This window comes from Corynebacterium sp. SA-MJD20WY100, from assembly GCF_039822565.1.
Taxonomy (GTDB): Bacteria; Actinomycetota; Actinomycetes; order Mycobacteriales; family Mycobacteriaceae; genus Corynebacterium; species Corynebacterium phoceense_A.
On sequence record NZ_JBCJKS010000004.1, the window covers coordinates 19,708 to 44,889 of the forward strand.

At 64.1% G+C, this 25,182-nt stretch carries 22 protein-coding genes; 7 read left to right on the forward strand and 15 right to left on the reverse strand.

Features of this window, described 5'->3' with window-relative positions:
* Positions 1 to 87: 87 nt before the first annotated feature.
* Together ABJ196_RS03180 and ABJ196_RS03185 are read left to right on the forward strand one after the other, a co-directional pair.
* Complete coding sequence (locus ABJ196_RS03180) at positions 88 to 1,098, forward strand: heme A synthase (protein ID WP_347305193.1); 1,011 nt, start codon at positions 88 to 90, stop codon at positions 1,096 to 1,098.
* A gap of 20 nt (positions 1,099 to 1,118) precedes the next feature.
* Positions 1,119 to 2,084 (forward strand): quinone oxidoreductase, encoded by a 966-nt coding sequence (locus tag ABJ196_RS03185; protein ID WP_347305194.1) that lies wholly within the window; start codon positions 1,119 to 1,121, stop codon positions 2,082 to 2,084.
* A 104-nt stretch (positions 2,085 to 2,188) separates the two neighbouring features.
* Here the strand turns inward: ABJ196_RS03185 and ABJ196_RS03190 are convergent, their stop codons facing one another.
* Positions 2,189 to 3,133: a heme o synthase gene (locus tag ABJ196_RS03190; protein WP_347305304.1), complete on the reverse strand. Its 945-nt coding sequence runs from the start codon at positions 3,131 to 3,133 to the stop codon at positions 2,189 to 2,191.
* A gap of 353 nt (positions 3,134 to 3,486) precedes the next feature.
* Between ABJ196_RS03190 and tkt the strand changes: the two genes are divergently transcribed.
* The 5 genes from tkt to pgl all read left to right on the forward strand — a co-directional run bounded on the left by tkt (position 3,487) and on the right by pgl (position 10,300).
* Complete coding sequence (gene tkt, locus ABJ196_RS03195) at positions 3,487 to 5,619, forward strand: transketolase (RefSeq protein ID WP_347305195.1); 2,133 nt, start codon at positions 3,487 to 3,489, stop codon at positions 5,617 to 5,619.
* Between the two features lie 35 nt (positions 5,620 to 5,654).
* A complete protein-coding gene (gene tal / locus ABJ196_RS03200) occupies positions 5,655 to 6,740 on the forward strand; it encodes a transaldolase (RefSeq protein WP_347305196.1) in 1,086 nt (361 codons plus the stop codon).
* Between the two features lie 198 nt (positions 6,741 to 6,938).
* On the forward strand, positions 6,939 to 8,477 hold the full coding sequence (zwf, locus tag ABJ196_RS03205; protein WP_347305197.1) for a glucose-6-phosphate dehydrogenase: 1,539 nt from the start codon (positions 6,939 to 6,941) through the stop codon (positions 8,475 to 8,477).
* Positions 8,478 to 8,525: 48 nt separating this feature from the next.
* Positions 8,526 to 9,509: a glucose-6-phosphate dehydrogenase assembly protein OpcA gene (locus ABJ196_RS03210; RefSeq protein ID WP_347305198.1), complete on the forward strand. Its 984-nt coding sequence runs from the start codon at positions 8,526 to 8,528 to the stop codon at positions 9,507 to 9,509.
* A 29-nt stretch (positions 9,510 to 9,538) separates the two neighbouring features.
* Entirely contained in the window at positions 9,539 to 10,300 is a 762-nt protein-coding gene (gene pgl, locus ABJ196_RS03215) for a 6-phosphogluconolactonase (RefSeq protein WP_347305199.1), read from the forward strand.
* Between the two features lie 344 nt (positions 10,301 to 10,644).
* Here pgl and secG read toward each other — a convergent pair whose 3' ends face one another.
* The 14 genes from secG to rpe all read right to left on the reverse strand — a co-directional run bounded on the left by secG (position 10,645) and on the right by rpe (position 25,146).
* A complete protein-coding gene (gene secG, locus ABJ196_RS03220) occupies positions 10,645 to 10,881 on the reverse strand; it encodes a preprotein translocase subunit SecG (RefSeq protein ID WP_257034627.1) in 237 nt (78 codons plus the stop codon).
* Positions 10,882 to 11,040: 159 nt separating this feature from the next.
* A complete protein-coding gene (tpiA, locus tag ABJ196_RS03225) occupies positions 11,041 to 11,820 on the reverse strand; it encodes a triose-phosphate isomerase (protein ID WP_347305200.1) in 780 nt (259 codons plus the stop codon).
* 66 nt (positions 11,821 to 11,886) lie between these two features.
* Positions 11,887 to 13,104: a phosphoglycerate kinase gene (locus ABJ196_RS03230; protein WP_257034629.1), complete on the reverse strand. Its 1,218-nt coding sequence runs from the start codon at positions 13,102 to 13,104 to the stop codon at positions 11,887 to 11,889.
* A 253-nt stretch (positions 13,105 to 13,357) separates the two neighbouring features.
* Complete coding sequence (gap, locus tag ABJ196_RS03235; RefSeq protein WP_347305201.1) at positions 13,358 to 14,365, reverse strand: type I glyceraldehyde-3-phosphate dehydrogenase; 1,008 nt, start codon at positions 14,363 to 14,365, stop codon at positions 13,358 to 13,360.
* A 666-nt stretch (positions 14,366 to 15,031) separates the two neighbouring features.
* Positions 15,032 to 16,015, reverse strand: coding sequence for a DNA-binding protein WhiA (whiA, locus tag ABJ196_RS03240; protein WP_347305305.1), 984 nt, complete (start codon positions 16,013 to 16,015; stop codon positions 15,032 to 15,034).
* 147 nt (positions 16,016 to 16,162) lie between these two features.
* On the reverse strand, positions 16,163 to 17,146 hold the full coding sequence (yvcK, locus tag ABJ196_RS03245) for a uridine diphosphate-N-acetylglucosamine-binding protein YvcK (RefSeq protein WP_347305202.1): 984 nt from the start codon (positions 17,144 to 17,146) through the stop codon (positions 16,163 to 16,165).
* A gap of 167 nt (positions 17,147 to 17,313) precedes the next feature.
* A complete protein-coding gene (rapZ, locus tag ABJ196_RS03250) occupies positions 17,314 to 18,186 on the reverse strand; it encodes an RNase adapter RapZ (RefSeq protein ID WP_347305203.1) in 873 nt (290 codons plus the stop codon).
* 38 nt (positions 18,187 to 18,224) lie between these two features.
* On the reverse strand, positions 18,225 to 20,339 hold the full coding sequence (gene uvrC / locus ABJ196_RS03255; protein ID WP_347305204.1) for an excinuclease ABC subunit UvrC: 2,115 nt from the start codon (positions 20,337 to 20,339) through the stop codon (positions 18,225 to 18,227).
* Between the two features lie 8 nt (positions 20,340 to 20,347).
* Positions 20,348 to 20,890, reverse strand: coding sequence for a PH domain-containing protein (locus tag ABJ196_RS03260; protein ID WP_347305205.1), 543 nt, complete (start codon positions 20,888 to 20,890; stop codon positions 20,348 to 20,350).
* A gap of 20 nt (positions 20,891 to 20,910) precedes the next feature.
* Complete coding sequence (gene ribH / locus ABJ196_RS03265) at positions 20,911 to 21,399, reverse strand: 6,7-dimethyl-8-ribityllumazine synthase (RefSeq protein ID WP_347305206.1); 489 nt, start codon at positions 21,397 to 21,399, stop codon at positions 20,911 to 20,913.
* A 12-nt stretch (positions 21,400 to 21,411) separates the two neighbouring features.
* Positions 21,412 to 22,671 (reverse strand): bifunctional 3,4-dihydroxy-2-butanone-4-phosphate synthase/GTP cyclohydrolase II, encoded by a 1,260-nt coding sequence (locus tag ABJ196_RS03270; protein WP_347305207.1) that lies wholly within the window; start codon positions 22,669 to 22,671, stop codon positions 21,412 to 21,414.
* 30 nt (positions 22,672 to 22,701) lie between these two features.
* Positions 22,702 to 23,337 carry a riboflavin synthase gene (locus tag ABJ196_RS03275; RefSeq protein ID WP_347305208.1) on the reverse strand — a complete coding sequence of 212 codons (636 nt, stop codon included), beginning with the start codon at positions 23,335 to 23,337 and terminating at the stop codon, positions 22,702 to 22,704.
* Between the two features lie 124 nt (positions 23,338 to 23,461).
* The gene (gene ribD, locus ABJ196_RS03280; RefSeq protein ID WP_347305209.1) at positions 23,462 to 24,481 is read right to left on the reverse strand and encodes a bifunctional diaminohydroxyphosphoribosylaminopyrimidine deaminase/5-amino-6-(5-phosphoribosylamino)uracil reductase RibD; all 1,020 of its coding nucleotides are present in this window, start codon (positions 24,479 to 24,481) and stop codon (positions 23,462 to 23,464) included.
* On the reverse strand, positions 24,481 to 25,146 hold the full coding sequence (rpe, locus tag ABJ196_RS03285) for a ribulose-phosphate 3-epimerase (RefSeq protein ID WP_347305210.1): 666 nt from the start codon (positions 25,144 to 25,146) through the stop codon (positions 24,481 to 24,483). The genes ribD and rpe overlap by 1 nt, the downstream gene beginning before the upstream one ends.
* Between the last annotated feature and the right edge of the window lie 36 nt (positions 25,147 to 25,182).

The window sequence follows — 25,182 nt, forward strand, 5'->3', positions numbered from 1 at the left end:
GCCTGAATGTGACTTTTATCTTGAATAGGGCCGGTACGGCCCGAATTGTTACGGGAAGTTCCGTGAAGAAAGGTAACCTCTAGTTCCGTGAATATCTCTGAACGTATTCGTCTCTTCTTCCGTGAGGCCGCGCCGACCATCCGCCAGCAGCGCGTCGTCGCGATGATCCTGCTGCTGTGCCAAGCCGGGATCACAGTGACCGGTTCCATCGTCCGCGTCACCGGATCCGGCCTGGGCTGCGATACGTGGCCCAATTGTCAACAAGGCTCACTAGTGCCCGTGGCGGGCGCGGCACCTGCCGTTCACCAGGCCATCGAATTCGGCAACCGCCTGCTCACCTTCGTCGACGGGGCCGCCGCCGGCGCCGCCGTCATCGCCATGTACATGGCCTGCCGCCGCACTGAGCTTAAGGTCTACGCCTGGCTCAACGTCGCGGGCATCGTCCTGCAGGCCGTTATCGGCGGCATCTCCGTGTGGCTGGACCTCAAGTGGTGGGCCGTGGCGCTCCACTTCCTGCCGTCCATGGTTCTCGTCTGGCTCGCCGCAATGCTGTACAACCGCATCCTCCAGCCCGACGACGGCACCCCGGAGCACACCTTCCCGCAGTTCATCCGCTCGCTGGCCGTCGTGGCCACCGTTGCACTGTCCGTCGTCCTCATCACGGGCACGATGGTCACCGGCTCGGGCGTCCACTCCGGCGACGACGGCGTGGGCATGGAAGGCCGCCTCGAGGTCGACACCGAGTGGATGGCGCTGACGCACGCCTTCTGCCTCTACATCTACTTGATCCTCACCGTCATCACCGTCATTCTGCTCTTCCGCCACCGCGCTCCGCAGGCGGCGAAGCGCGCCGGCGTGGTGCTCATCGTGGCGATTTTGATTCAGTGGGGCATCGGCGTCATTCAGTTCCACCTCGGCATTCCGCGCTGGACCGTCCCTGTCCACATCGGCATGTCCTCCGTGGTCACTGCCTTTACCGCACTACTGTGGTCGAATGGCATGATCCGCTCCTACGGCACGCTGGATCTCATCACCGGTTCGCCGCGCGGTGACGAAAAGTACGCCCTGCGCCGCGAATCCCTAGCGGCACGTGTCTAGGGTTCGGTAGCCTAAATAGCATGTTTGCTATTCAGGTTTCCCGCCCCGGCGGCCCAGAAGTCCTCGAGTACGTCGAGGTCAACGCCCCCACTCCCACCGACGATCAGGTCCTGGTCGCCGTGGACGTGGCGGGCGTTAACTATATCGACACCTACTACCGCGAGGGCATTTATCACGCGAAGACCCCCTTCGTCCCCGGGTTTGAGGGCACCGGCCGTGTGCTCAAAGACCCGCGCGGCGAGATTGCCGAGGGCACCAAGGTGGCCTGGGACCAGTCCTTCGGCTCCTACGCGGAGCAGGTCTGCGTCGACCGCAACCGCCTCGTCGCCGTGCCCGATGATTTCTCCGACGAGGTTGCAGCCTCCATGCTCCTCCAGGGCATCACGGCGCACTACCTCACGCACGGCGTCTACCAGCTCGGTGAGGGCGCGTCCTGCCTCATCACCGCCGGCGCCGGCGGCGTAGGCCTCATCGCCACCCAGATGGCCAAGACGCTCGGCGCGACCGTCTACACGGTCGTCTCCTCCGACGAGAAGGAGCAGCTGTCCTACGACGCTGGCGCCGACCATGTCTTCCGCTACTCCGAGGGCCTGGCCGAGGAAGTCCGCCGCTTCAACGGCGGCCGCGGCGTCGACGTTGTCTACGACGGCGTGGGTAAGGACACCTTCCAGGAATCCCTCGAGGTCGTTCGCCCTCGCGGCACGGTCTGTCTCTTCGGCGCTGCATCTGGCCCCGTCCCGCCGGTCGACCCGCAGGTGCTCAACACGCACGGCTCTATCTTCCTCACCCGCCCGTCCATCGGCGCGTGGACGTCCCAGGAAGGCGAGTTCCAGATGCGCGCCCAGGCCGTCGTCCAAGCGGTCGCCGACGGCCACCTCACGTTCCGCGTCGCAGCGAGCTACCCACTCAAGGACGCAGCCCAGGCGCACCGCGACCTCCAGGACCGCAAGACCACCGGCTCCATCGTCCTGCGCGTCCACGACTAAGCCTCGAAAACCCAGAAGGGATCCGCCAGACGGGATCCAGCCAGTTCCAATACTCGCTCGATCCCCTCTGCGGATCCCTTTTATGCAGAAGCCCCTAGAACACGCTAGAAGAGCACCGCCGACCAGCCGAGCATACGGCCGATGGGCTCCCAGCCCACCACGGCGTCGATGGACAAGCCGATGAAGAGCACAGACAGGTAGTTGTTCGAGTAGATGAACAAGCGCATGGGCTTGACCCTCTCGCCCTTCTTCACGCCTTGATGCAGGCGCACGGCCATCCACAGGAAGGCCGCGCCCGAGAGAATCGAAGCGACCAAATAAATCCAGCTTGCGGCCGGAATGATAAGGAAGGACACGATGAGCGTGCCAATCGTATACCAGATGATTTGGCGGGTGACGACGACCTCGGGGGCGACCACCGGGAGCATCGGCACGCCCGCCGCCTTGTAGTCCTCGCGGTACTTCATGGCCAAGGCCCACGTGTGCGGCGGGGTCCAGAAGAAGATAATGAGGAAGAGCACGATGGCCTGCCACCAGCGGTCGGGCTCAGCGTCGGGCGCGTTATCGCGGATGACGGCCCAACCGACCATGGCGGGCATACAGCCGGCGAGGCCGCCCCACACGATGTTCTGGCTGTTGCGCATCTTCAAAAACTTCGTGTACACGATGGCATAGAAGAAGTTCGTGAGGATGACGAAGAAGGCCGCGAGCCACGAGTGAGCGAGCACACCCAGCCACAGCACGGACAGCGCCAGCATGATCCACGCGAAGATGGCGGCGTTGCGGCGCGTCACGGTGTGGCGGACAAGAGGACGTGCGCGGGTGCGCTGCATCTTCTGGTCGAGCTCGAACTCAAGCACGTTGTTAAAGGTGTGCGCGGCGGCCGCGCCCATCCAGCCGCCGAAGATGGTGGACACGATGAGCCACAGGTTGTCGGCTACGGCGTCGACGCTGCGCTGCGCCTGGAGCATGGCCGGGATGGCGGCGACGAGAAGGAGCTCGATGATCCTCGGCTTCGTCAGCGCAATATAGGCCTTGATTGTCTCCAAGGGATAGCCCTCCAGCTTTCCAATTCGCATGTGTATCCAGCGCCGCGGCCTGTACCCCGGCGGGAAGGTGCGCAGCCCCACAAGGCGCGCATTCTAAGTAGTCGCATGTACTTATTCAAAAGTTCCCGTGGTCCGCGCGCTGATTTTCTACAGGTTGCCTCCGCAGGTCGGCCAGCGCGCAGCGCGAAAGGTGCGCCAACAGCACCCCACAGACTACCGGTAAGTGGGCAGAGATCCCGAATCTGGCGCGCGGAGGAATTATTGGTGGGGGTAAGCGGCGTGGCCGTCTACACTAAAAGGGGTCAGTTAATAGATATGTATACGAGAAGAGTGAGTGAGGTTTAAAGACTCTTATGTCGACGTCCCCCTCGAATTCCACCGCCCCAGCGCTGACCCCAGAGCTGGAAGCCAAGACGGTCCGCAACTATCCCGCCGACTGGAGCGATCTGGACACCAAGGCGATCGACACCGTGCGCGTGCTCGCTGCCGATGCCGTCCAGAACTGCGGCTCCGGCCACCCCGGCACCGCCATGTCCCTGGCTCCCCTGGCGTACACGCTCTACCAGCGTGTCCTTCACCACGATCCGAAGGATCCCGAGTGGGCTGGCCGCGACCGCTTCGTGCTGTCGGTCGGGCACTCCTCGCTCACCCAGTACATTCAGCTCTTCCTCGGCGGCTTCGGTCTCGAAATGGACGACCTTAAGGCACTGCGCACATGGGGCTCGCTCACGCCGGGCCACCCGGAGGTCCACCACACCAAGGGCGTCGAAATCACCACGGGCCCGCTGGGCCAGGGCCTCGCGTCGTCTGTGGGTATGGCGATGGCCGCCCGCAAGGAGCGCGGTCTATTCGACCCGGAGGCTCCCGCCGGCGAGTCCCCGTTCGACCACTTCATCTACACCATCTGCTCCGACGGCGATGTCCAGGAGGGCGTAACCTCTGAGGCCTCCTCGCTGGCTGGCACGCAGAAGCTGGGCAACCTCATCGTCTTCTGGGACGACAACAACATCTCTATCGAGGACGACACCAACGTCGCCTTCCAGGAAGACACCGCGGCCCGCTACGAGGCCTACGGTTGGCACGTCCAGACCGTCGAGTCCGGTGAGGACGTCGTGGCCATCCTCGAGGCCGTGAAGAACGCCCAGGCGGAGACCGAACGTCCGTCTTTCATTCGCGTAAAGACCGTCATCGGCTACCCGGCCCCGAACAAGATGAACACCGGTGGCGTCCACGGCGCGGCCCTGGGTGACGACGAGGTCGCCGCTGTCAAGGATGTCCTCGGCTTCGATCCCGAGCAGTCCTTCTTCATCGAGGACGAGGTCCTCGCGCACACGCGTAAGCTCACCGAGCGCGGCGCTGCCACCCACGCCGAGTGGCAGAAGAAGTTCGATGCATGGGCTACGGCCAACCCAGACAACAAGGCGCTCTTCGACCGCATGACCGCCCGCGAGCTGCCGGCCGACTTCGACGCGGAGCTGCCCGTGTGGCAGGCCGGTGAAAAGCTCGCCACCCGCAAGGCCTCCGAGGCCGCCATCCAGGCGCTCGCTGCCAAGGTTCCGGAGATGTGGGGCGGCTCCGCCGACCTCGCTGGCTCTAACAACACGGTTATCAAGGGCGCGGATTCCTTCGGTCCGGACTCCATCACGACTACTACATGGACCGCGTCGCCTACCGGCCGCAACCTCCACTTCGGCATTCGTGAGCACGGCATGTCCGCCATCATGAATGGCATCGCCCTGCACGGCAATACTCGCGTCTACGGCGGCACGTTCCTCATCTTCTCCGAGTACATGTACCCCGCCGTCCGCCTGGGCGCGCTCATGTCCACGGATACCTACTACGTGTGGACCCACGACTCCATTGGCCTCGGCGAGGACGGCCCGACCCACCAGCCGGTCGAGACCCTCGCTGCCCTGCGCGCCATCCCGAACCTCTCCGTCATCCGCCCGGCTGACGCGAACGAGACCGCCCAGGCCTGGGCCGCCGCGTTCGAGTACAAGGCCGCTCCGAAGGGCCTCGCGCTCTCTCGCCAGGGCCTGCCGGTGCTTGAGGGCACCGCAGAGAAGGCGCGCGATGGCGTGCGCCGCGGCGCCTATGTCTTGGTGGAGGGCTCCAAGGAGACCCCGGACGTTATCCTCATCGCCACCGGCTCCGAGGTTCAGCTCGCCGTCGAGGCCGCACAGGCCCTCGAGGAGGCCGGCACCGCCACCCGCGTCGTCTCCGCGCCGTGCCTCGAGTGGTTCGACGAGCAAGACGAGGCCTACCGCGAGTCCGTCCTCCCGTCCGCCGTTCGCGCCCGCGTCTCCATCGAGGCCGCCGTCGCCATGCCGTGGTTCAAGTACACCGGCACCTTCGGCCGCAACGTCTCCCTCGAGCACTTCGGCGCTTCCGCCCCGGCCGAGGAACTCTTCGAAAAGTTCGGCTTTACTGCCGATGCCGTCGTTACGGCCGCCCAGGAGTCCCTGGCCGCCGCAGCCAAGGCCTAAATTTTGCACCTACGCGCAAAGGAGTTTTGTTGAGTATGAGCAACTACATTGACACGCTGCACACCCTGGGCACCTCCACGTGGCTCGATGACCTCTCCCGAGATCGCCTCCAGTCAGGCAACCTGCAGGAGATCATCGACACGAAGTCCATCGTCGGCGTGACTACCAACCCGGCCATCTTCGCTGCGGCGATGGGCCAGGGCACGGCCTATGACGAGGACATCGCCAAGCTCAAGGCGGAAGGCGCGTCCGTGGACGAGGCCGTCTACTCGCTCGCCATCGACGACGTCCGCACTGCGTGCGACGTCTTCGCGCCCATTTACGAGGCCTCTGGCCACAAGGACGGCCGCGTGTCCATCGAGGTCGACCCGCGCATTTCTGACGATGCCGCCGCGACCATCGCCCAGGCCCGCGAGCTGTGGGCCAAGGTCGACCGCCCCAACCTCATGATCAAGATCCCGGCGACGGACGCCTCCCTGCCGGCCATCTCGGACGCGCTGGCCGAGGGCATGTCGGTCAACGTCACGCTGATCTTCTCCGTGGCGCGCTACCGCCAGGTCATCGCCGCGTTCAAGGAGGGCATCCGCCGCGCCGCCGAGGGTGGCGTTGACGTGAGCACCATCCACTCCGTGGCCTCCTTCTTCGTCTCCCGCGTCGACACTGAGGTCGACAAGCGCCTTGAGGCCATCGGCTCTGAAGAAGCACTCGCACTGCGCGGCCTCGCCGGCGTTGCGAACGCCCACCTCGCCTACGGCCTCTTCGTCGACGAGCTCGCGAACGCCACGGATCTGCCGGAGGGCACCAACGTCCAGCGTCCGCTGTGGGCGTCAACCGGTGTGAAGAACCCGGAGTACCCCGCCACGCTTTACGTCTCCGAGCTCGCTGGTCCCAACACGGTCAACACTATGCCGGAAAAGACCATCGACGCCGTTCTCGATTTGGGCAACCTGCACGGTGACACACTCACCGGCACCGCTGCCGCGGCCCAGGAGACCTTCGACAAGCTCGCTGCCGTCGGCATCGATTTCGACGATGTTTTCGCCGTCCTCGAACGTGAGGGTGTAGAGAAGTTCGTCGCCGCCTGGAACGAGCTGCTCGAGTCCATGAGCGCCCGCCTCTAGTCGCCGCCACGCGCGCTATTTACGGCCGACACCGCCTCACCGCGGTGCCGGCCTTTTCACGTTGTGGGCACCGTGGAGCCGCCGCGCGCCCCACGCTGTTCCTCCTGAGCGCCGTGAGGGGTTAGACTAGCTGTCGTTCTTAGTGGCTGCCGCGATCCTCGCGGCACCCTCACTGTGGTGAAAGGAAGCATCTGCCTCGTGACTGCCCCACGACCCTGGGTCAATCCCCTGCGTGACGCCAACGACAAGCGCCTACCGCGCATTGCGGGCCCCTCCGGCATGGTCATCTTCGGCGTAACCGGAGACCTCGCCTACAAGAAACTCCTTCCCGCTATCTATGACCTGGCGAACCGCGGCCTGCTTCCTGCCGGTTTCACGCTCGTGGGCTTCGGCCGCCGCCAGTGGTCGAAGCAGGACTTCTGCGACTACGTGCGCGGCGCCGTAGAGAAGGGCGCACGCACCACCTTCAGCGAAAACGTGTGGACGCACTTGGCCGAAGGTATCGAATTCGTCACCGGTAGCTTCGACGACGCCGGCTTCGATCTCCTCCGCGACCGCCTCGCCGAGCTCGACGTCGCCCGCGGTACCGGCAGCAACTGGGCCTATTACCTGTCGGTCCCGCCGGACTTCTTCTCCGTCATCTGCCACCAAATGCAGCGCGTCGGCATGGCCACGCCCGCCGAGGGCACGGACGCCTGGCGCCGCGTCATCATCGAAAAACCCTTCGGCCACGATCAAGAGTCGGCGCGCAAACTCAACGCCATCGTCAACGCCGTCTTCCCCGAGTCCTCGGTCTTCCGTATCGACCACTATCTCGGCAAGGAAACGGTGCAAAACATCCTGGCCCTGCGTTTCGCCAACCAGATCTTCGAGCCGATGTGGAATGCCCACTACATCGACCACGTCCAGATCACCATGGCCGAGGACATCGGCTTGGGCGGCCGCGCAGGCTACTACGACGGCATCGGCGCCGCCCGCGACGTCATCCAGAACCATCTCCTCCAACTGCTCGCGCTCGTCGCCATGGAAGAGCCCTCTTCCTTCGAGCCCGCCGCGCTTCAGGCCGAGAAGATCAAGGTCCTGCGCGCCACTAAGCCCGAGTACCCGCTCAATAAGACGACCGCCCGCGGTCAATACGCCGCCGGTTGGCAGGGCTCCAAGTACGTCCAAGGGCTGCGCGAGGAAGAGGGCTTCGACCCACACTCCTCCACGGAGACCTATGCCGCGTGCACACTTTCGGTGAACTCCCGCCGCTGGGCCGGCGTGCCGTTCTACCTGCGCACGGGCAAGCGCCTGGGCCGCCGCGTCACCGAGATCGCCCTCGTATTCAAGCACGCGCCCTACCAGCCCTTCGGCGAAGGCCAGACCGAGGCTCTCGGCCAAAACGCCGTCGTCATCCGTGTCCAGCCGGACGAGGGCGTGACCATGCGTTTCGGTTCCAAGGTCCCCGGCTCCACGATGGAGGTCCGCGACGTCAACATGGATTTCGCCTACGCCGAGGCCTTCACGGAGGAATCCCCCGAGGCCTATGAGCGCCTCATCCTCGACGCCCTGCTCGACGAGTCCTCGCTGTTCCCCACGAACGCCGAGGTCGAGCTGTCCTGGTCCATCCTCGACCCCATCCTCAACTACTGGGCCGAGGCCGGCCAGCCGGAGGAATACCCCGCGGGCACGTGGGGTCCGCGCTCGGCCGACCGCATGCTCGCGCGCCGTGGCCACGCCTGGCGCCGCCCCTAACCACCAGCTCGAGTCGTTCTCCACAGACCAGAAGGGTTTACTTCCAGCATGATTATCCCGCTGCCGCACACGAGCACCCGCGAGATTGCCTCGAAGCTCATCGAGGCCCAGGAGCACTACACGCTCACCACGGGCCGCGTGCTCACGCTCATCGTCGTGGCTGATGTCGCGGACGATATCGAGGCGATTCTCGCCTCGGTGCGCGACGCTTCGCACGAACACCCCTCGCGCGTCCTCGTTGTCGTCACCGGCGACCGCAGCGCCCCCACCTCGCTCGACGCACAGCTGCGCGTGGGCGGCGAGGCCGGCGCCTCCGAGATGGTCGTCATGCGCCTCCACGGCTCGCTGGCAGACCAGGCCGAGGCCGTCATCACGCCGCTACTGCTTCCCGATACCCCCATCGTCGCCTGGTGGCCCAGCCAGTTCCCCGAGGCCCCGTCCCACCATCCCGTGGGTGCGCTCGCCCAGCGCCGGATCACCAACGTTGGCGCCGCCGAGTACAACGTGGAGACCGTCTACCTGCGCCTGCAGCAGCTCTCCCGCGGCTACGCTCCCGGCGATTCGGACATGACGTGGGCCTCGCTCACTCTCTGGCGCGGCATCGTCGCTTCCGCGCTCGACCGCCACCCGCACGAGCCCGTCGAAGCCGTGGAAATCTCCGGCCCGGCCGGCGATCCCGCCGTGGACCTCGCCGCCGCGTGGCTCGCCGATCGCCTCGCCGTCGCGGTACGCCGCACCAACTGCGCTATCACGCTCGGTGACACGGACCTCAACTCCGTCGCCGACCCCACCAAGGGCGACGCATACTTCCCCATCCGGAAGCTCGTCTTCTACCGCGCGAACACCGATATCACCGTCGAGGTTATCGACGAATCCACGGTGCGCGTCTCCGTCCCGGGCGCTCCCGAATCCCTCGTGGCTCTGGGCGTGCGCACCCAAGCCGAGGTCCTTTCGGAGGAACTGCGCTACCTCCATGCAGATAAAACCTATGCCCATGCATTGCGCGCACTCAACCGCGTTTCATACTCATAACCCACATTTTTAAGGCACAATAGATAACCATGGTTACCGTTCATCGCGTCGACGACCTTCAGGAACTCATACGTCAATCCGCCCTCGCTTTCATCGAGACTGTGGCCGCCGCACAGGCGCCCGGCGGCGGAGTCCATGGGGATGGCGTCGCACGCGTCGTGCTCACCGGTGGTGGCGCGGGCATCGGAATGCTCCGTGAGCTCGCCCGTCTCGACGCAGCAGCGGACTCCCAGGGCGAGGACTTCCCGGCCCTGCGCGTTGACTGGTCCCGCGTGCACATCTTCTTCGGCGACGAGCGCAACGTGCCCACCTCTGACCCGGACTCTAACGAGGGCCAGGCCCGCGGCGCGCTCCTCCAGCACGTCGACATCCCCGAGTCCCACATCCACGGATATGACCTCGGCGCCATCGCCATGGAAGCCGCCGCCCAGGCCTACGAGGCCGAGCTCGAGGAATACGCGCCCCAAGGCTTTGACCTCCATCTGCTCGGCATGGGCGGCGAGGGCCACATCAACTCGCTCTTCCCGCATTCCGATGCCGTCCGTGAGTCCGAGCGCCGCGTCGTCGCCGTCTCCGACTCACCAAAGCCCCCAGCCGAGCGCCTCACGCTCACGCTCCCGGCCGTGCAGTCAGCCGACCGCGTCTGGCTGCTCGTCGCCGGCGAGGCCAAGGCCGAAGCCGCCGCGCGTGTCGCCCACGGCGATGACCCCGATTACTGGCCGGCCTGCGGCGCACAAGGCCGCGTCGAGACCGTCCTCTACGTCGCTGAGGACGCCGCCGGCGATATCTAAAGCCCTCGCACAGCTTTCCCCGCTCGCCCACAATCGTGGTGGGCGGGCATTTTTTAACATAATCGTCGAATTACGTTCGGAGTTGAAATAGCCTTAGCTTAGTCGCCCGCCCCGCCGCCGGGGAACGACGAACTTAAAGGGCGTGTCTACTACGCAGGCACTACCCCCTCTAGGACATCAAGGCCGACCGCACATCTCCCCTCTCGCCGACGGCAACCGTGACCGGACAATTGCTTTCATTCTCTACGGCATTGCAGCCGGACACGACGTCATACGGGCATAAAAAATGCGGTGGCCAACTCCACTTGGGAGCTGACTACCGCACGGTAGCGCAAGCTACGAACCTATCCGGCGAAAGCCTGGATGAGGTTCAGCCCAACGATGCACGCGAGCCACACGATAACCATGATGATCGTGTAGCGGTCGAGGTTCTTCTCGACGACCGTGGAACCCGAAAGGTTGGACTGGACGCCGCCGCCGAAGAGGCTGGACAGGCCGCCGCCCTTGCCCTTGTGCAGAAGCACGAAGACAGACATCAGAATAGCTGCGATAACCAGAATGATCTGGAGGGTCAGAACCATGTAAACGTTCCTTGTTTGGGGTGTATAAGTCTCTTCCGCGCCTCGCGCCGTATGACGGCGGGCGCGATTGCTTCCCTCAACAATACACGAAGCACGGGCCGGATTGAGTACCGGTCCGTGCTGGTGTTGTGCGAGTCCTACCGCGTGGCGGCCTGGAAACTACGCGTTGATAGCAGCGTTAGCGGCGAGCTTAGCAAAGTCCTCGCCGTTGAGGGAGGCGCCGCCCACGAGGCCACCGTCGACGTCCGGCTTGCCCACGATCTCGGCGACGGAGTCGGTCTTCACAGAGCCGCCGTAGAGGATGCGGATTCCGTCAGCGACCTCGTCGCCGGCGAGCTCGCGCACGAGCTGGCGAATAGCAGCGCACACTTCCTGTGCATCGTCCGCAGACGCAACCTTGCCGGTGCCGATAGCCCAGACAGGCTCATAGGCAATGACGGTCTTTTTCAGATCCTCGGCAGACAGGCCCTCGAGGGAGAAACGGGTTTGGTTGACGACATAGTCGACGTGAGTACCCGACTCACGGACGGAAAGCGGCTCGCCAACGCAGACGATGGGCGAAATGCCGTGCTTGATAGCAGCGGCAGCCTTCTCCGAGACCAGCTTGTCGGTCTCGCCGTGGTACTCGCGACGCTCGGAGTGACCCACGACAGCCCAGGTAACGCCGAGCTTAGCGAGCATCTCGCCAGAAACCTCGCCGGTGTAGGCGCCGGAATCGTGCTTGGAGATGTCTTGAGCGCCGTAGGTGATCTGCAGCTTGTCGCCATCGACCACGGTCTGGACGGAGCGCAGGTCGGTGAACGGGACCATGAAGGCCACGTCGACCTTCTCGTAGTAGTCCTTGGGCAGGGCGAAGGCGAACTTCTGGACCTGGGAAATAGCCTCGAGGTGGTCGAGGTTCATCTTCCAGTTACCAGCAATAAGCGGGGTACGTGCCATGGTGTGAGGTGTCCTTTTCTAGTGGAGTTCGATGAGCGAAGTCGAGTGAGTGACGCGAGGGGTTTCTTAAGCCTGCAGAACCTTGACGCCCGGCAGTTCCTTGCCCTCGAGGAACTCGAGGGAAGCGCCGCCACCGGTCGAGATGTGGCTGAAGCCGTCCTCATCCAGGCCCAGCAGACGGACGGACGCGGCGGAGTCGCCGCCGCCGACGACGGTGAAGGAGCCGTTGTTTGCGGTGGCGTCGATGATAGCCTGTGCGACACCCGCGGTGCCCTTGGAGAAAGCCTCCATCTCGAACACACCCATCGGGCCGTTCCAGAACACGGTCTTGGAGGTGGCGATGACCTCGGCGAAGTGCTTGACGGACTCCGGTCCGATGTCGAGAGACATCCAGCCCTCCGGAATTCCGTCGAGGCTGACGACCTTGGTCTCGGCGTCAGCGGCGAACTCGGACGCAGCAGTGAGGTCGACCGGCAGGACGAGCTTGTCGCCGAAGCGCTCGAGCAGCTCCTTGCAGGCATCAATCTGGTCTTCCTGCAGCAGGGACTTCTGAACGTTGTAGCCCTGAGCGGCGAGCAGCGTGTAGCACATACCGCCACCGATGATGACCTTGTCAGCCTTGCCAGCGAGGGCCTCGATCACGCCGAGCTTGTCCGAGACCTTGGCGCCGCCGAGGACGACAACGTACGGGTGCTCCGGGTTCTCAGCGACCGTAGCGAGGGTCTCAACTTCCTTCTGAACGAGCTTGCCCGCGTAGGCTGGCAGACGCTTGGCAACGTCGTAGACAGATGCCTGTGCGCGGTGGACAACGCCGAAGCCGTCGGAGACGAAGGCGCCATTGTCAGCAGCCAGTGCGACGAGCTCATCGGCAAAGGCACCGCGCTCAGCCTCGTCCTTGGAGGTCTCGCGAGCATCGAAACGAACGTTCTCGACGAGCAGGACGTCGCCGTCGTTGAGACCGTTGGCGCGCTCGTGTGCGTCCTCACCGGAGACGTCGGATGCCAGTGCGACGTACTGGCCGAGGGCTTCAGACAGCGCCTCTGCAACTGGTGCGAGCGAGTACTTCGGGTTGACTTCGCCCTTCGGGCGACCAAGGTGGGCGGTGAGGATGACCTTTGCGCCGCCATCGACGAGAGCCTTGATGGTGGGCAACGAGGCGTTGATGCGACCCGGGTCTGTGATGTTGCCGTCCTCGTCGAGCGGGACATTGAAATCAGAACGGACGAGGACGTGGCGGGACTCCACGCCTTCGGCGAGCAGATCATCGAGGGTCTTGAATGCCATGAGCATATCTCCTTGGAAGTGATGTATTAGTCGACGTTGTTCTTCGAGCTATGCAGTTTTAAAGCTAAAGAAGACGCGAATGTCGATGTGATGACGGGGCGCGCCTAGCCCCTAAAAGAATACCGGCCCGCGCGAGCCCTGGAGGGCGTTCGCGAGGGCCGGTAACTCATTTCAGGTGCTTATCCGCCGAGCCTGTAATGGATGCGTGTACGTTCATGCGATTCACGAAGCGCGGCGGTGAGCGGCCTGGCTCTTACAGCTTGGAGGCAACGAGCTTGGTGGTGCGGACGAGCTGGCTGGTGTAGCCCCACTCGTTGTCGTACCAGCCGAGAACCTTAACCAGGTTGCCGTTGGAGACCTTGGTCATGCCAGCGTCGAAGATGCAGCCGTGGGAGTCGGTGACGATGTCGGTGGAGACAATCGGATCCTCGGTGTAGCCCAGGGTCTCACCGAACTCGCCGGTGGCAGCTTCCTTGATGGCGGCGTTGATTTCCTCAACAGTGACGTCGCGGGATGCCTGGAAGGTCAGGTCGGTTGCGGAACCGGTGATGACTGGGACGCGCATTGCGTAACCGTCGAGCTTGCCCTCGAGCTCCGGAAGAACCAGGGACACGGCCTTGGCAGCGCCGGTGGAGGTCGGAACCATGTTCTGGGCTGCGGCGCGAGCGCGACGCAGGTCGCGGTGCGGAGCATCCTGGATGCGCTGGTCACCGGTGTAAGCGTGGACGGTGGTCATGAGGCCCTTCTCAATGCCGAACTTGTCGTTGAGGACCTTGGCCATCGGAGCCAGGCAGTTGGTGGTGCAGGATGCTGCGGAGATGACGTTGTGGTTTGCAGCGTCGTAGCTGTCGGAGTTGACGCCGTAGACGAAGGTTGCGTCCACGTTCTTACCCGGAGCGGAGATGATGACCTTCTTGGCACCAGCCTCGATGTGAGCCTTAGCAGCCTCGCCATCGGTGAAGAAGCCGGTGGACTCGATGACGACGTCGACGTTGAGGTCGCCCCAGTTCAGGTTCTTCGGGTCACGCTCAGCGGAAGCGTGAATCTTCTTGCCGTCGACGGTGATGGACTCGTCATCGTAGGAGACCTCAGCACCGAGCTTGCCCAGCACGGAGTCGTACTTAAGCAGGTGAGCCAGGGTGTGGTTGTCGGTCAGGTCGTTAATGCCGACGATCTCCAGGTCGCCCGGGTTCTGCTGGACGGCGCGGAAGAAGTTGCGGCCGATGCGGCCGAAGCCATTGATGCCTACGCGGATAGTCACGTTAGTGTCTCCTCAAAAATTGACGTTCGTTATTCCATGGGATTACCGAGGTTTCAAGCGTCATTGTGGTCTCTCCCGCTCGACGCGCTGAGCGCCGTGCTGATTACCTATGGTGTTCTTCTGTGTGACGAAGTCCTCGACAACTTCCCAACGATTCCGAGTGTACCGACGGTTTCCGAATGCTGCATTAAGAAATTGCCCGTCCCCACTAAAAACCACATCAGAGTACCAGTTTTACTATGGTATACATCACAAACCGCGGCGATACCCAACACAAATCACCAGCTAGATGGACATAGTCCACCAATGCCCGTTTGTGTTGTTTTACGTTGCGATAAATATCACCCCACACTCTGGCTCAAATAGGGTAAGGCAACGGAGCTGAGAAGGGACTGCACCCCGGAACATCCACCGCAGAGCTTCAAGCGGAGCAGCATCGCACCAGCCCATACCCACTTTCTGCGCCCTTGACTGGCTGCGCCCTTGTGAACCCTCCTCCCCCATCGCACCACAACGTGTGCTCTGCCATCGGAAGCACTGCGCCCGCGTCTCGGACATGAACATTAGGCAAACACTCGGCGTTCCTCACGCCCACAGACAGGGAAACGGACACACACGGACATAAAGAAACACGCCTCACGAAGTCGTGAGGCGCGTCCACAGCGACTATTCGCTGTCGTTTTTCGGTCCGTGTGCGTACTCATGCGTGTCCGGAATACCGAGTTCTTCCGCACGCTTGTCGGCCATCGATAGCAGGCGTCGAATGCGGCCCGCGACAGCGTCTTTGGTCATGGGCGGATCCGCGTGGCGGCCGAGCTCCTCAAGCGACGCATCGCGGAATTTCACGCGGAGGTAGCCGGCATCTGCCAGATGCTCGGGCACGTCGTCGCCCAGAATGTCCATCGCGCGGGACACGCGGTTGGCTGCGGCCTCTGCGGCACGCGCAGAACGACGCTGGTTGGCATCGTCGAAGTTCTCCAAACGCGTGTTGGAGGATTCGTGAGCCTCCGAGCGCAAGCGCTTGCGTTCCCACTCTAAGCGTGTGCGGTGCGCGCCCATCCTGGTGAGCAGTGCACCGATGGCATCCCCTTCGCGCACGACCACGCGGTCAGCGCCGCGCGTTTCTTTCGTCTTAGCGGCAATGCCCAAACGGCGCGCGCAGCCAACGAGCGCTAACGCAGCCTCTTGGCGCGGGCACACAATTTCCAGTGACGACGAGCGTCCAGGTTCCGTGAGCACGCCCTGAGCAAGAAATGCGCCGCGCCACGCAGCCTCGGCGTCGGCGACAGAACCGGAAACGACCTGCGGTGGCAAGCCAATGACGGGGTGGCCAGAGCGCGTAATGAGACCGAGGCGTCGCGTGAGTTCCTTTGCGTCGCCCACGCGCATCTGTACGCGCGGACGTTTTGACGTCGAGCCCGGTCCCACCATGTGGGTCGAGGACTTCACGCCGTAAAGATCGTCGAGGAATTCCGCGAGCCGCTTGGCGGTCACTTCATCATCGAATTCGACTTCGTAGCTCATGTGGTCGCCGTTGACGAGCAGTTCGCCAGCGAACCGAAGCATGGCCGACGCCTCTGCCGCACGCGCCGACTGACGCGGCAGCGTGACCTGGGCCAGCTCCTGTTTGACCTTTTCTGTCAGCGACAAAGCCACCTCGACGCTCCCTTTCTTCCTCGCCTTGGGTGCGAGGCTGAGGTCCGATGAATACGACATGCTTTCCTTACCTGGGACGGAGAAAGCTGCCGGGGCACACAGCTCCGGTACTTAAAGCGAACAATAGTCTAGCGCGCGGGGCTAGACCTCGCCGCGATAGATCTCGCCGAAGACGCGCGCAAGCTTCGCGGGATCGTGGACATTAAGGCGCCCGCCGTCCTCGTCTTGTGCGCTCACTTCAGCGAAAATCACCGTGGCGCCGAGAGAATCAGCAGCACGTTGCAGATACTTCTTCTCCGTATCCGCCAGCGGTGCGGCCGAGTCAACGACGATCCGGTCAATGTGCAGCCCTGCAGCATGCTGCGCAAGTACCTGTACATGGCGCTCTGCGGAAAAACCGTGGGTCTCCCCTGGCTCAGCGGACAGATTCAACACCACGACGCGCGGTGCGCTGGAAGCGTTGATTGCATCGACAATGTCGGGCACCAGCACGTGCGGAATGACGGAGGTAAACCATGAGCCGGGGCCAAGCGTGATGAAGTCCGCACGCGACAAGGCTTCGAGGGCTGCAGGGTTAGCGGCCGGCGCCTGCGGAAGAATGCGAACGCGGCGGACGTTGCCCGGCGTGGTGGCGACGGCGACCTGTCCGCGGACTGGGCGCATAACCGTCGGGTCCTCATCGAGCCCGGCGACCTCAGCCTCTATGTCAAGCGGCTGCTCGACGACCGGGTAAACGCGGCCATGCGAGCGCGTGAGACGCGCGACGATATCGAGCGCTTGCTGCATCTCCCCGACCACTTCCGTGAGTCCGGCGATGAGCAGGTTGCCCACGGAGTGACCGGCAAGAGCGCCAGTTCCGCCAAAGCGGTGCTGCAACGTGGTGGCCCACAACCCTTCTTGCTCGCCGCCGTCGGCGAGGGCCGCCAACGCCATGCGCAGGTCTCCGGGCGGGATGAGATCGAGCTCACGGCGCAGCCGACCGGACGAGCCGCCATCATCAGCGACGGTGACGATGGCCGAGATTTTCTCCGAATCAAGGTCACGGGCGGCAAGTAGGGTTTGGAAAAGGCCATGCCCGCCTCCCAGGCAGGCGATGTGATGGGGAGTGGCAGGGAGTCGATCCATGGGGAGTTCGCCGCTCCTTTCTAACAAGTAAGGGATAGCGCACAGGGAGCGCACTGAATTGGGGAAATCCTATACAATTATTATGCTTTTATTAGTAATCGGCCAAAAGGCCGCGTCGTTACGGGCTAACGGGTAAGAGGAAGGCTCCCCGAAAGACGCGTCTGGGATTAATCGCGTGTGATGTCGCGGTGGAGAACGCTCACGTCGACGCGGTCCTCCTCGCGCAGGCGTCGCGCGACCTCCTCGGTAACAGCGACCGAGCGGTGGTGCCCGCCAGTGCAGCCGATGCCGATGGTGATGAAGTTCTTCCCCTCGTGGCGGTAGCCAGCGAGCATGGAATCAAGCATGTTGATGAAGCGATCAATGAAATCGCCGGCGCCCGGCTGCGAGAGAACGTAGTCGCTCACCGGCGCGTCGGTGCCGCGATAGCCGCGGAGCTCTGGGACCCAGTAGGGATTGGGAAGGAAACGCACGTCCATGACGAGGTCAGCGTCGCGCGGCGAACCATGCTTGAAGCCGAAGGACTCCAGCGTGATGTGTTGCTTTTCAGAGCCCATGTTGCCGAATGCGGCCTCGATGGCCCGGCGCAGATCATGCACCGAGAGATTCGTGGTGTCGATGATGACGTCAGCGCGGGCACGCACGGGAGCAAGCTGCACGCGTTCGCGCTGGATGCCGTGCTTGAGGGTATCCCCGCCCTGGAGCGGGTGCGTGCGACGGACGCCGTCGAAACGGCGAATGAGCACGTCGTCGCGCGCGTCCATGAAGAGGACGGTCGGGCGCATGTCTGCCTTCTCGAGGCCGTCGATGGTGTCGATGAGCGAGCCAGGAAAAACGCGACTGCGCACGTCGACGACGACAGCAACCTTGGTCACGGGGGAATCGTCCTGCGCACACAATTTCAGCAGCTCGATGACCATGACCGACGGAATATTTTGGGCCACGTAATAGCCCTTGTCTTCAAGGACCTTGGCGGCGGTCGACAAGCCACCGCCAGACATACCCGTCAACAGGATGGGTGGTGTTTCAAACTGCTTCATATGCCCCATAGTAGACGCGCGGGGCGAACCCGCGCGTGCTAATGAAGGTGTTCGTAGACAGTGTGTGCCAACTTGGGACCGAATCCCTTGACTTCTCCAATCTCTTCCACGGATGCGAGCTTCAACTTCTTCACGGAGCCGAAGTGCTTGACCAGATCAGTCCTGCGCTGCGGGCCGAGGCCTGGGATGGAATCGAGCACGGAGGAGCGCATGCGCTTCGAGCGCTGTTGGCGGTGGTACGTGATGGCGAAGCGGTGGGATTCGTCACGGACCTGTTGAAGCAAGTACAGCGCCTGGGAGTTACGGGGCAAAATGACGGGATCCTCCTCCCCCGGCACCCAGATCTCCTCGAGACGCTTGGCCAGGCCGACGAGGGTGACGTCGACGATGCCGAGCTCGTCGAAGACCTCCTGGGCCGCGGCGACCTGCGGTGCACCACCGTCGACGATGAAGAGTTGCGGCGGGTAGGCAAAGCGGCGGCCGGCCTCGGCGGATTCCTCCGCCACGGCCTCGTCACTAAACGTGGACTCCTCGACTTCCTCGTCTGGGTTCGCCAGTTTGTCTTCGTTATGCCGCTTGAAGCGGCGGCGCGTAACTTCTGCGATGGAGCCCACGTCGTTGGAGTGGCCGTCGCCGGCGGCTTCCTTGATGCGGTAGCGCCGGTAGTCCGACTTGCGTGGCAAACCATCCTCGAAAACGACAAGGGAGGCCACGACGTCCGTGCCCTGGATATGCGAAATATCCGTACATTCGATGCGCAGCGGCGCCTGCTCCATGCCCAGGGCTTCCTGAATGTCTTGGAGCGCGGCTGAGCGCGCGGTGAGATCGCCTACGCGCTTGAGCTTGTGCTGGCGCAACTGCTCCTTCGCATTCTTGCGCACGGTCTCCATGAGCGCGCGCTTGTCGCCACGCTGCGGCACGCGCAGCGAGACATGCGTGCCGCGCAGTCGCTCCAGAAGCTCTTGGACTTCCGCGGCCTCGTCCGGCATGGCCTGGACTAGGATTTCGCGTGGGATGACCTGCACCTTCTTTGCCTCCTCGTGGGAGGCTTGGTCGACGCCGCGGCGTGCGAAGTCTCCCTCGAGGGGCGCGGAGGCGCCCTCGGGCGATGGCAACGCGGTGGAGGGGGCATCGGCAAGCTTGGCGTCCTCGGCGTCCTCCTGGGCTTGGCGTTCGACGGCATCGGAGTAGAACTGGATGAGGAAGTTCTGGATGACGGCGCCGAGCGCCGGGTCTGGCTGGCCCTCCTCGAGAGGCTCGGAGCTGGCCTGGTCCCCGACCTTGTCCACGACCCAGCCACGCTGGCCGCGGATGCGCCCGTCGCGGACGTGGAAAATCTGGACGGCGGCCTCGAGCTCGTCCGTCTCGACGGCAATGAGATCCGCGTCCGTGCCGTCGGTAAAGACGACGGCCTGCTGCTCCATAATCTTATTGATGGCGCCAAGGTCATCACGCAGGCGGGCGGCGCGCTCGAACTCGAGGCTTTCCGCGGCTTCTTCCATCTCCTTGGTGAGACGACGCGTTACCGGCGCGGTGTTGCCGTTCATGAAGGAGACCAGGTGATTGACGGTCTCGCGGTGCTCGGCGGGGCTCACGCGGCCGATGCACGGGGCGTCGCACTTGCCGATATAGCCGAGAAGGCATGGGCGGCCGAGGGCCTGGTGACGGTTATAGACGCCCTTGGCGCACGTGCGCATGGGGAACACGCGCGTCAACAGATCAAGGGTCTCGCGCACGGCCCAGGCATGCGAATACGGGCCGAAGTAGCGCACGCCCTTGCGGCGCGGGCCGCGGTAGAAGAAGGCACGCGGAATCTGCTCCCCGACGGAGACGGCCAGCATGGGGTACGTCTTGTCGTCGCGGTACATGACGTTGAAGTGGGGGTCGAAGCGCTTGATCCACGTGTACTCGAGCTGGAGGGCTTCGACCTCGCTGGCGACGACGGTCCACTCCACGCTCGCGGCAGTGAGCACCATCTGGCGGGTGCGCGGGTGGAGCTGCGTGATGTCCTGGAAGTAGTTGGACAGGCGCGCGCGAAGATTCTTCGCCTTCCCGACGTAGATGACGCGGCGGTTCTCGTCGCGGAATTTATACACGCCCGGGTCCGTGGGGATAGCCCCCGGCGCCGGGCGGTAAGTGGTGGGGTCGGCCATAGAGGAGCTTAATCCTCCGGCATGTAATCGGCTTCAAGGTCGCGGAAGGCCTGCACGTCGCGGATGACGGTGGCCTTGTCGCCGGACTGCAAGGCCCAGACGGGAACGAATTCGAAGTTGGGCAGCTCGATGTGCGCCATGCGCGAGCCCTCCGGGAAGGACAGGCCGTAGATGAGCTGCCACGGGTAGAAACGCGTGCCCACGAGGTTGCGGACCTCCACGCCGTCCGAATTCGCACGCAGGCGCGGACGGGTGAGCATGAGCCACACGAAGAATGAAATGATAAGGCCCACGCCTGGGTAAGCGAAGCGGTCGAGCGTGGTCACGGACGCGCCGGTATACGATAAGCCGACGGTCACGCCCATAAAGATATGAACGGCCATGATGACGATGACGCAGAGGATGGCGATCTTGCGCAGGTACGCGGACTTTAAGGTGAGCTCCCACGGCTTGGTGGACGTCGACGCGAACGGGTCCGCGGCGGTGTACTCCAGGACTTCTTCGTCCGTGAGCTCGATGCGACGCGGGGCGTCTTTCGACTGTTCAGTCATGTGTAGCAGTGCCTCCTGGACTAGGCGCGCGTGCGCGCGGTTTCTTCTACCTTACGCAGGGCGGCAACGGTATCCAACGCGGCGACCATGGCCTCCGCGCCCTTGTCTTCCACGGAGCCGTCGAAGCCCGCGCGATCCACTGCCTGCTGGTGGTCGTTCGTGGTGAGCACGCCGTTGGCAATCGGCTTGCCGGTATCGAGCGCAATGCGCGTAAGGCCCTGCGTGACGGAGTCGCAGACGTACTCGAAGTGCGGGGTGCCGCCGCGGATGACGCATCCAAGCGCCACGACTGCGTCATAGCTTTGTGCCGCGCGCTGCACAACGACAGGCAGCTCGAGCGCGCCCACGACGCGGAAGGAATCCACGGTGGCGCCAGCCTCCGTGCCTGCCGCGATGGCGCGGGTTTCGAGCTGGTCGCAGATCTCCGCGTTCCACGTGGAGGTGACCACGGCGACGGTCATTCCTTGCGCGTCAACGGCCTTGACCTCGGGCAGTCCTTCTTTGCTCATTGTGGGTCTCCTCTACTTGGCGTGGTCCGCATCCCAGCGCGCGACCTGCGGCAGGTCGTGGCCCATGCGGTCGCGCTTGGTGCGCAGGTACTCAATATTATCGGCGTTGGCCTCGATTTCCAGCGGGGTGCGGCCGGTAATCTCCACACCGAAGCCCGCCAAGCCTTCGCCCTTGGCCGGGTTATTGGTGAGCAGGTTGACGCTCTTGATACCGAGGTCGCGCAGAATCTGGCCCGCGGCCGAGTATTCGCGCGCGTCCTCAGGCAGGCCTTGTTCAAGGTTGGCGTCAACGGTATCGCGCCCGTTGTCCTGCAGCTCATAGGCTCTCAGCTTATTGAGCAAGCCGATGCCCCGTCCCTCCTGGCCCCGCAGGTACACGATGACGCCGCTGCCGGCGTCGTGAACTACCTTCTGCGCGGCGTGGAGCTGCGGGCCGCAATCACAGCGGTGCGAACCAAAGACGTCGCCGGTGAGGCACTCGGAATGCACGCGCACGAGGACATCCTCGGCGCCGTCGAGGGCCTTGAGGTCGCCCGCGACGAGCGCCACGTGCTCTTGGCCGTCCAGGCTATTGCGGAAGCCGAGCGCGGTGAACTCGCCGAACTCGGTGGGCAGTCGCGTCTCGACAACGCGGTCGACCTGGTTCTCGTGGTGGCGACGCCACTCGATGAGCTGCTCGATGGAGATCATCTTCAGGCCGTGGGAGTCGGCGAAACGGCGCAGCTCCGGCGAGCGCGCCATGTCCGTGGGGTCATCCTCGGAGACGATTTCGCACAGCACGCCAGCCGGTCGCAGGCCTGCCAAGCGAGCCAAGTCTATCGATGCCTCCGTGTGGCCGTCGCGCTCCAGCACACCGCCCGGGCGCGCAGCAAGCGGAACCACGTGGCCGGGGCGCGTGAAGTCGCCCGGGTGCGACTCGGGGTTGGCGAGCGCCAGGATGGTCTCGCAGCGCGACTTCGCGGAAATGCCCGTAGAACCCGTCGCGAGATCGACCGTGACGGTATACGCGGTGCCGCGCACGTCCTGGTTCTTCGCCATCATGGGCGGCAGGTTGAGGCGGTCGCAGTCATCCGGGGTGAGCGGCGCACAGATGTAGCCGGAGGAATACCGCACCATAAAGGCGACGAGTTCTGGCGTGGCCTTCTCTGCGGCGAAGATGAGGTCGCCTTCGTTTTCACGATCCTCGTTATCAACGACGACGACGGCCTTTCCGGCTGCGATATCTGCAATGGCTTCCTCGACGGTATCGAGGCGCACGCTCTGTTCACTCATGTCTGTCAACTCTAGTCTGGAACGCTCGTACTACTTACTTTCGGGGTGCACGTCCGCTGGATCTGCTGTGAGCTGCATTTTCTCTACGTATTTGGCCAGCACGTCAACTTCAAGGTTGACGCGTGCGCCAGGCGTAAGCTCGCCCAGGATGGTCTCGCGCAGCGTGGCTGGAATAAGGGAGACCTCGAACCACGGCTCGTTCGCCCCCGGCTGAGAAATAGTCGCGACCGTGAGCGACGTACCGGAGACTGCGATGGAGCCTTTCTCCACGACATAGCGCTCCAGCTCGCGCGGCAGTCCGAAGCGCAGAACCTCCCAGTGCTCAGACGGCGTACGACTGAGCAACCGCGCCGTGCCGTCAACGTGGCCCTGCATAATGTGACCGCCCAGGCGCGTGGTGGGTAGCAGCGCGCGCTCGAGGTTCACCGGCGCGCCCACGGTGAGCTCCCCCAGCGCCGTCCGGTTGAGCGATTCCTGCATGACATCGGCCGTAAACGTGTCGCCGTCCAGCGTAGCGACGGTCAAGCACACGCCGTTGACGGCAATGGATGCGCCAAGTTCCGCATCACTCGTCACGAGCGGACCCGTGAGGCTCAGACGCATCGCATCGCCCTGCGGCTCCATCGCGCTCACGCGGCCGACTTCTTCCACCAATCCGGTAAACAATCCCAAGCTCCTTTAAACAGTTCCATTCTTCCAACGCCGCTGTGGGCGTCCTATTCCGGTCCGTTGCCTACGTGGCTGCCAAAAATCGTCTTCTGCGAGCGACTTTCTCGACGGTTTTCGGCAACTACGACCGCTCGACTGTGAAATCCACGACGAGATCCGCACCCAGTTCCTCCACGCGCGTGCGCCGCAACGCCAACGCACCCGCCAGTGTTGATGCGACCGGTTCGGCAAGCACGCCACGCCCGGCCCCAAGCAACTTCGGTGCGATATACGCGCGCACGGCGTCGACGAATCCCTCCTCCACAAAGGAACTCGCAAGCCCCGCGCCGCCTTCGACGAGCACGTCCCGCGCCCCGGACTCCCACAGCGCGTCCAGCGCCGCGGACGGCGAGGCGTACTGATCAAAGCCGAGCTCCTCGAGGTGCGCGGCACGCCCCTCAAGCGAACGCGCGCCCACCACGACGCGGCGCGGCTGTGCCTCGTAGAGCGAGCCATCGGCGCGGCGGGCGGTAAGCGAAGGATTATCCGCTAAAGCGGTGCCCGTGCCGATGAGGATGGCGTCGCGACGCGTGCGGTCCGCATGGACGTGCGCCCGCGCGTCCGAGCCGGTGATCCACTGGCTCGTGCCGTCCACCGCGGCGGTGAGACCGTCGAGGGTCTGCGCGAACTTGAGGGTCACGTGTGGGCGCCCCATCCGGATGGCCGCGAGCCACGGGACGAGTGAGTCCTCGACGGACGCGGCCGCGGCGCGCTCCTCAACGGAGGCGAGGCGCGCTGCAATGCCGCGCGCGGCGAGAGTCTCGGCCCCGCCTGCGGCCTGCGGATTCGGGTCTGGATGCAGGTAGACGACAGACGCTACGCCCGCGTCCGCGAGCGCCACCGCGCACGGACCGGTGCGGCCGGTATGCGAACACGGCTCTAGCGTGACGACGGCCGTCGCACCCTCCGCTAAAGGCCCGGCCTCGCGCAGCGCCATGATCTCGGCATGCGGCCCGCCTACGGGTTGGGTGCCCCCTACGCCCACCACCTCGCCGTTCGGAGAGACAAGCACCGCGCCCACGGGCGGGTTGGGGCTCGTCGTGCCCTTGACGCCTAGGCCCGCGGACTTGGCGAGCGCGAGCGCTTCTGCAATCGAGGCCACTACAGGGTCGCCAGCTCGCGCAGTTCAGCGACGGCCGCGGCGCGGTCCTCCTGCTTGAACACCGCAGAACCGGCAACGAACGCGTCGCAGCCAGCCTCGGCGCAGGCGCGGATGGTCTCGGCGGAGACGCCGCCGTCGATCTCAATCACCGTGCCGAGCCCGCGCTCATCAATCGTCGAGCGCAGCGCACGCACCTTGTCGAGCATCTCCGGCATAAACTTCTGGCCGCCGAAGCCCGGCTCCACGCTCATGACGAGCACCTCGTCAAAGTGCTCAAGCTTATCCAGCCACGGCTCGATGGGCGTGCCCGGCTTGATGGAAAACCCAGCGCGCACGCCCAGGCCGCGAATTTTTCGAGCAAGCGCGAGTGCGGCCTCCTCGTTGGCGACGGCCTCGACGTGGAAGATGATGCAGTCCGCGCCGGCCTTGGCGTAGGTCTCGACCCACTTCTCCGGCTCCTCGATCATGAGGTGCACGTCGAGCTCCTGCGTGGTAAGACCGTCCACCGTGGCGGTGACGTCTGGGCCAAAGGACAGGTTAGGCACGAAGTGGCCATCCATGATGTCGACGTGGAGCCAGTCGCCCGCGGCGACGGAGGCGACCTCGGTGCCCAGCTGGGCGAAGTCGGCGGCGAGAATGGACGGCGCAATAATCGGTTCAGACATGCCTAAAGTCTAGCGTGCGTGACCGCGCGCCACGGG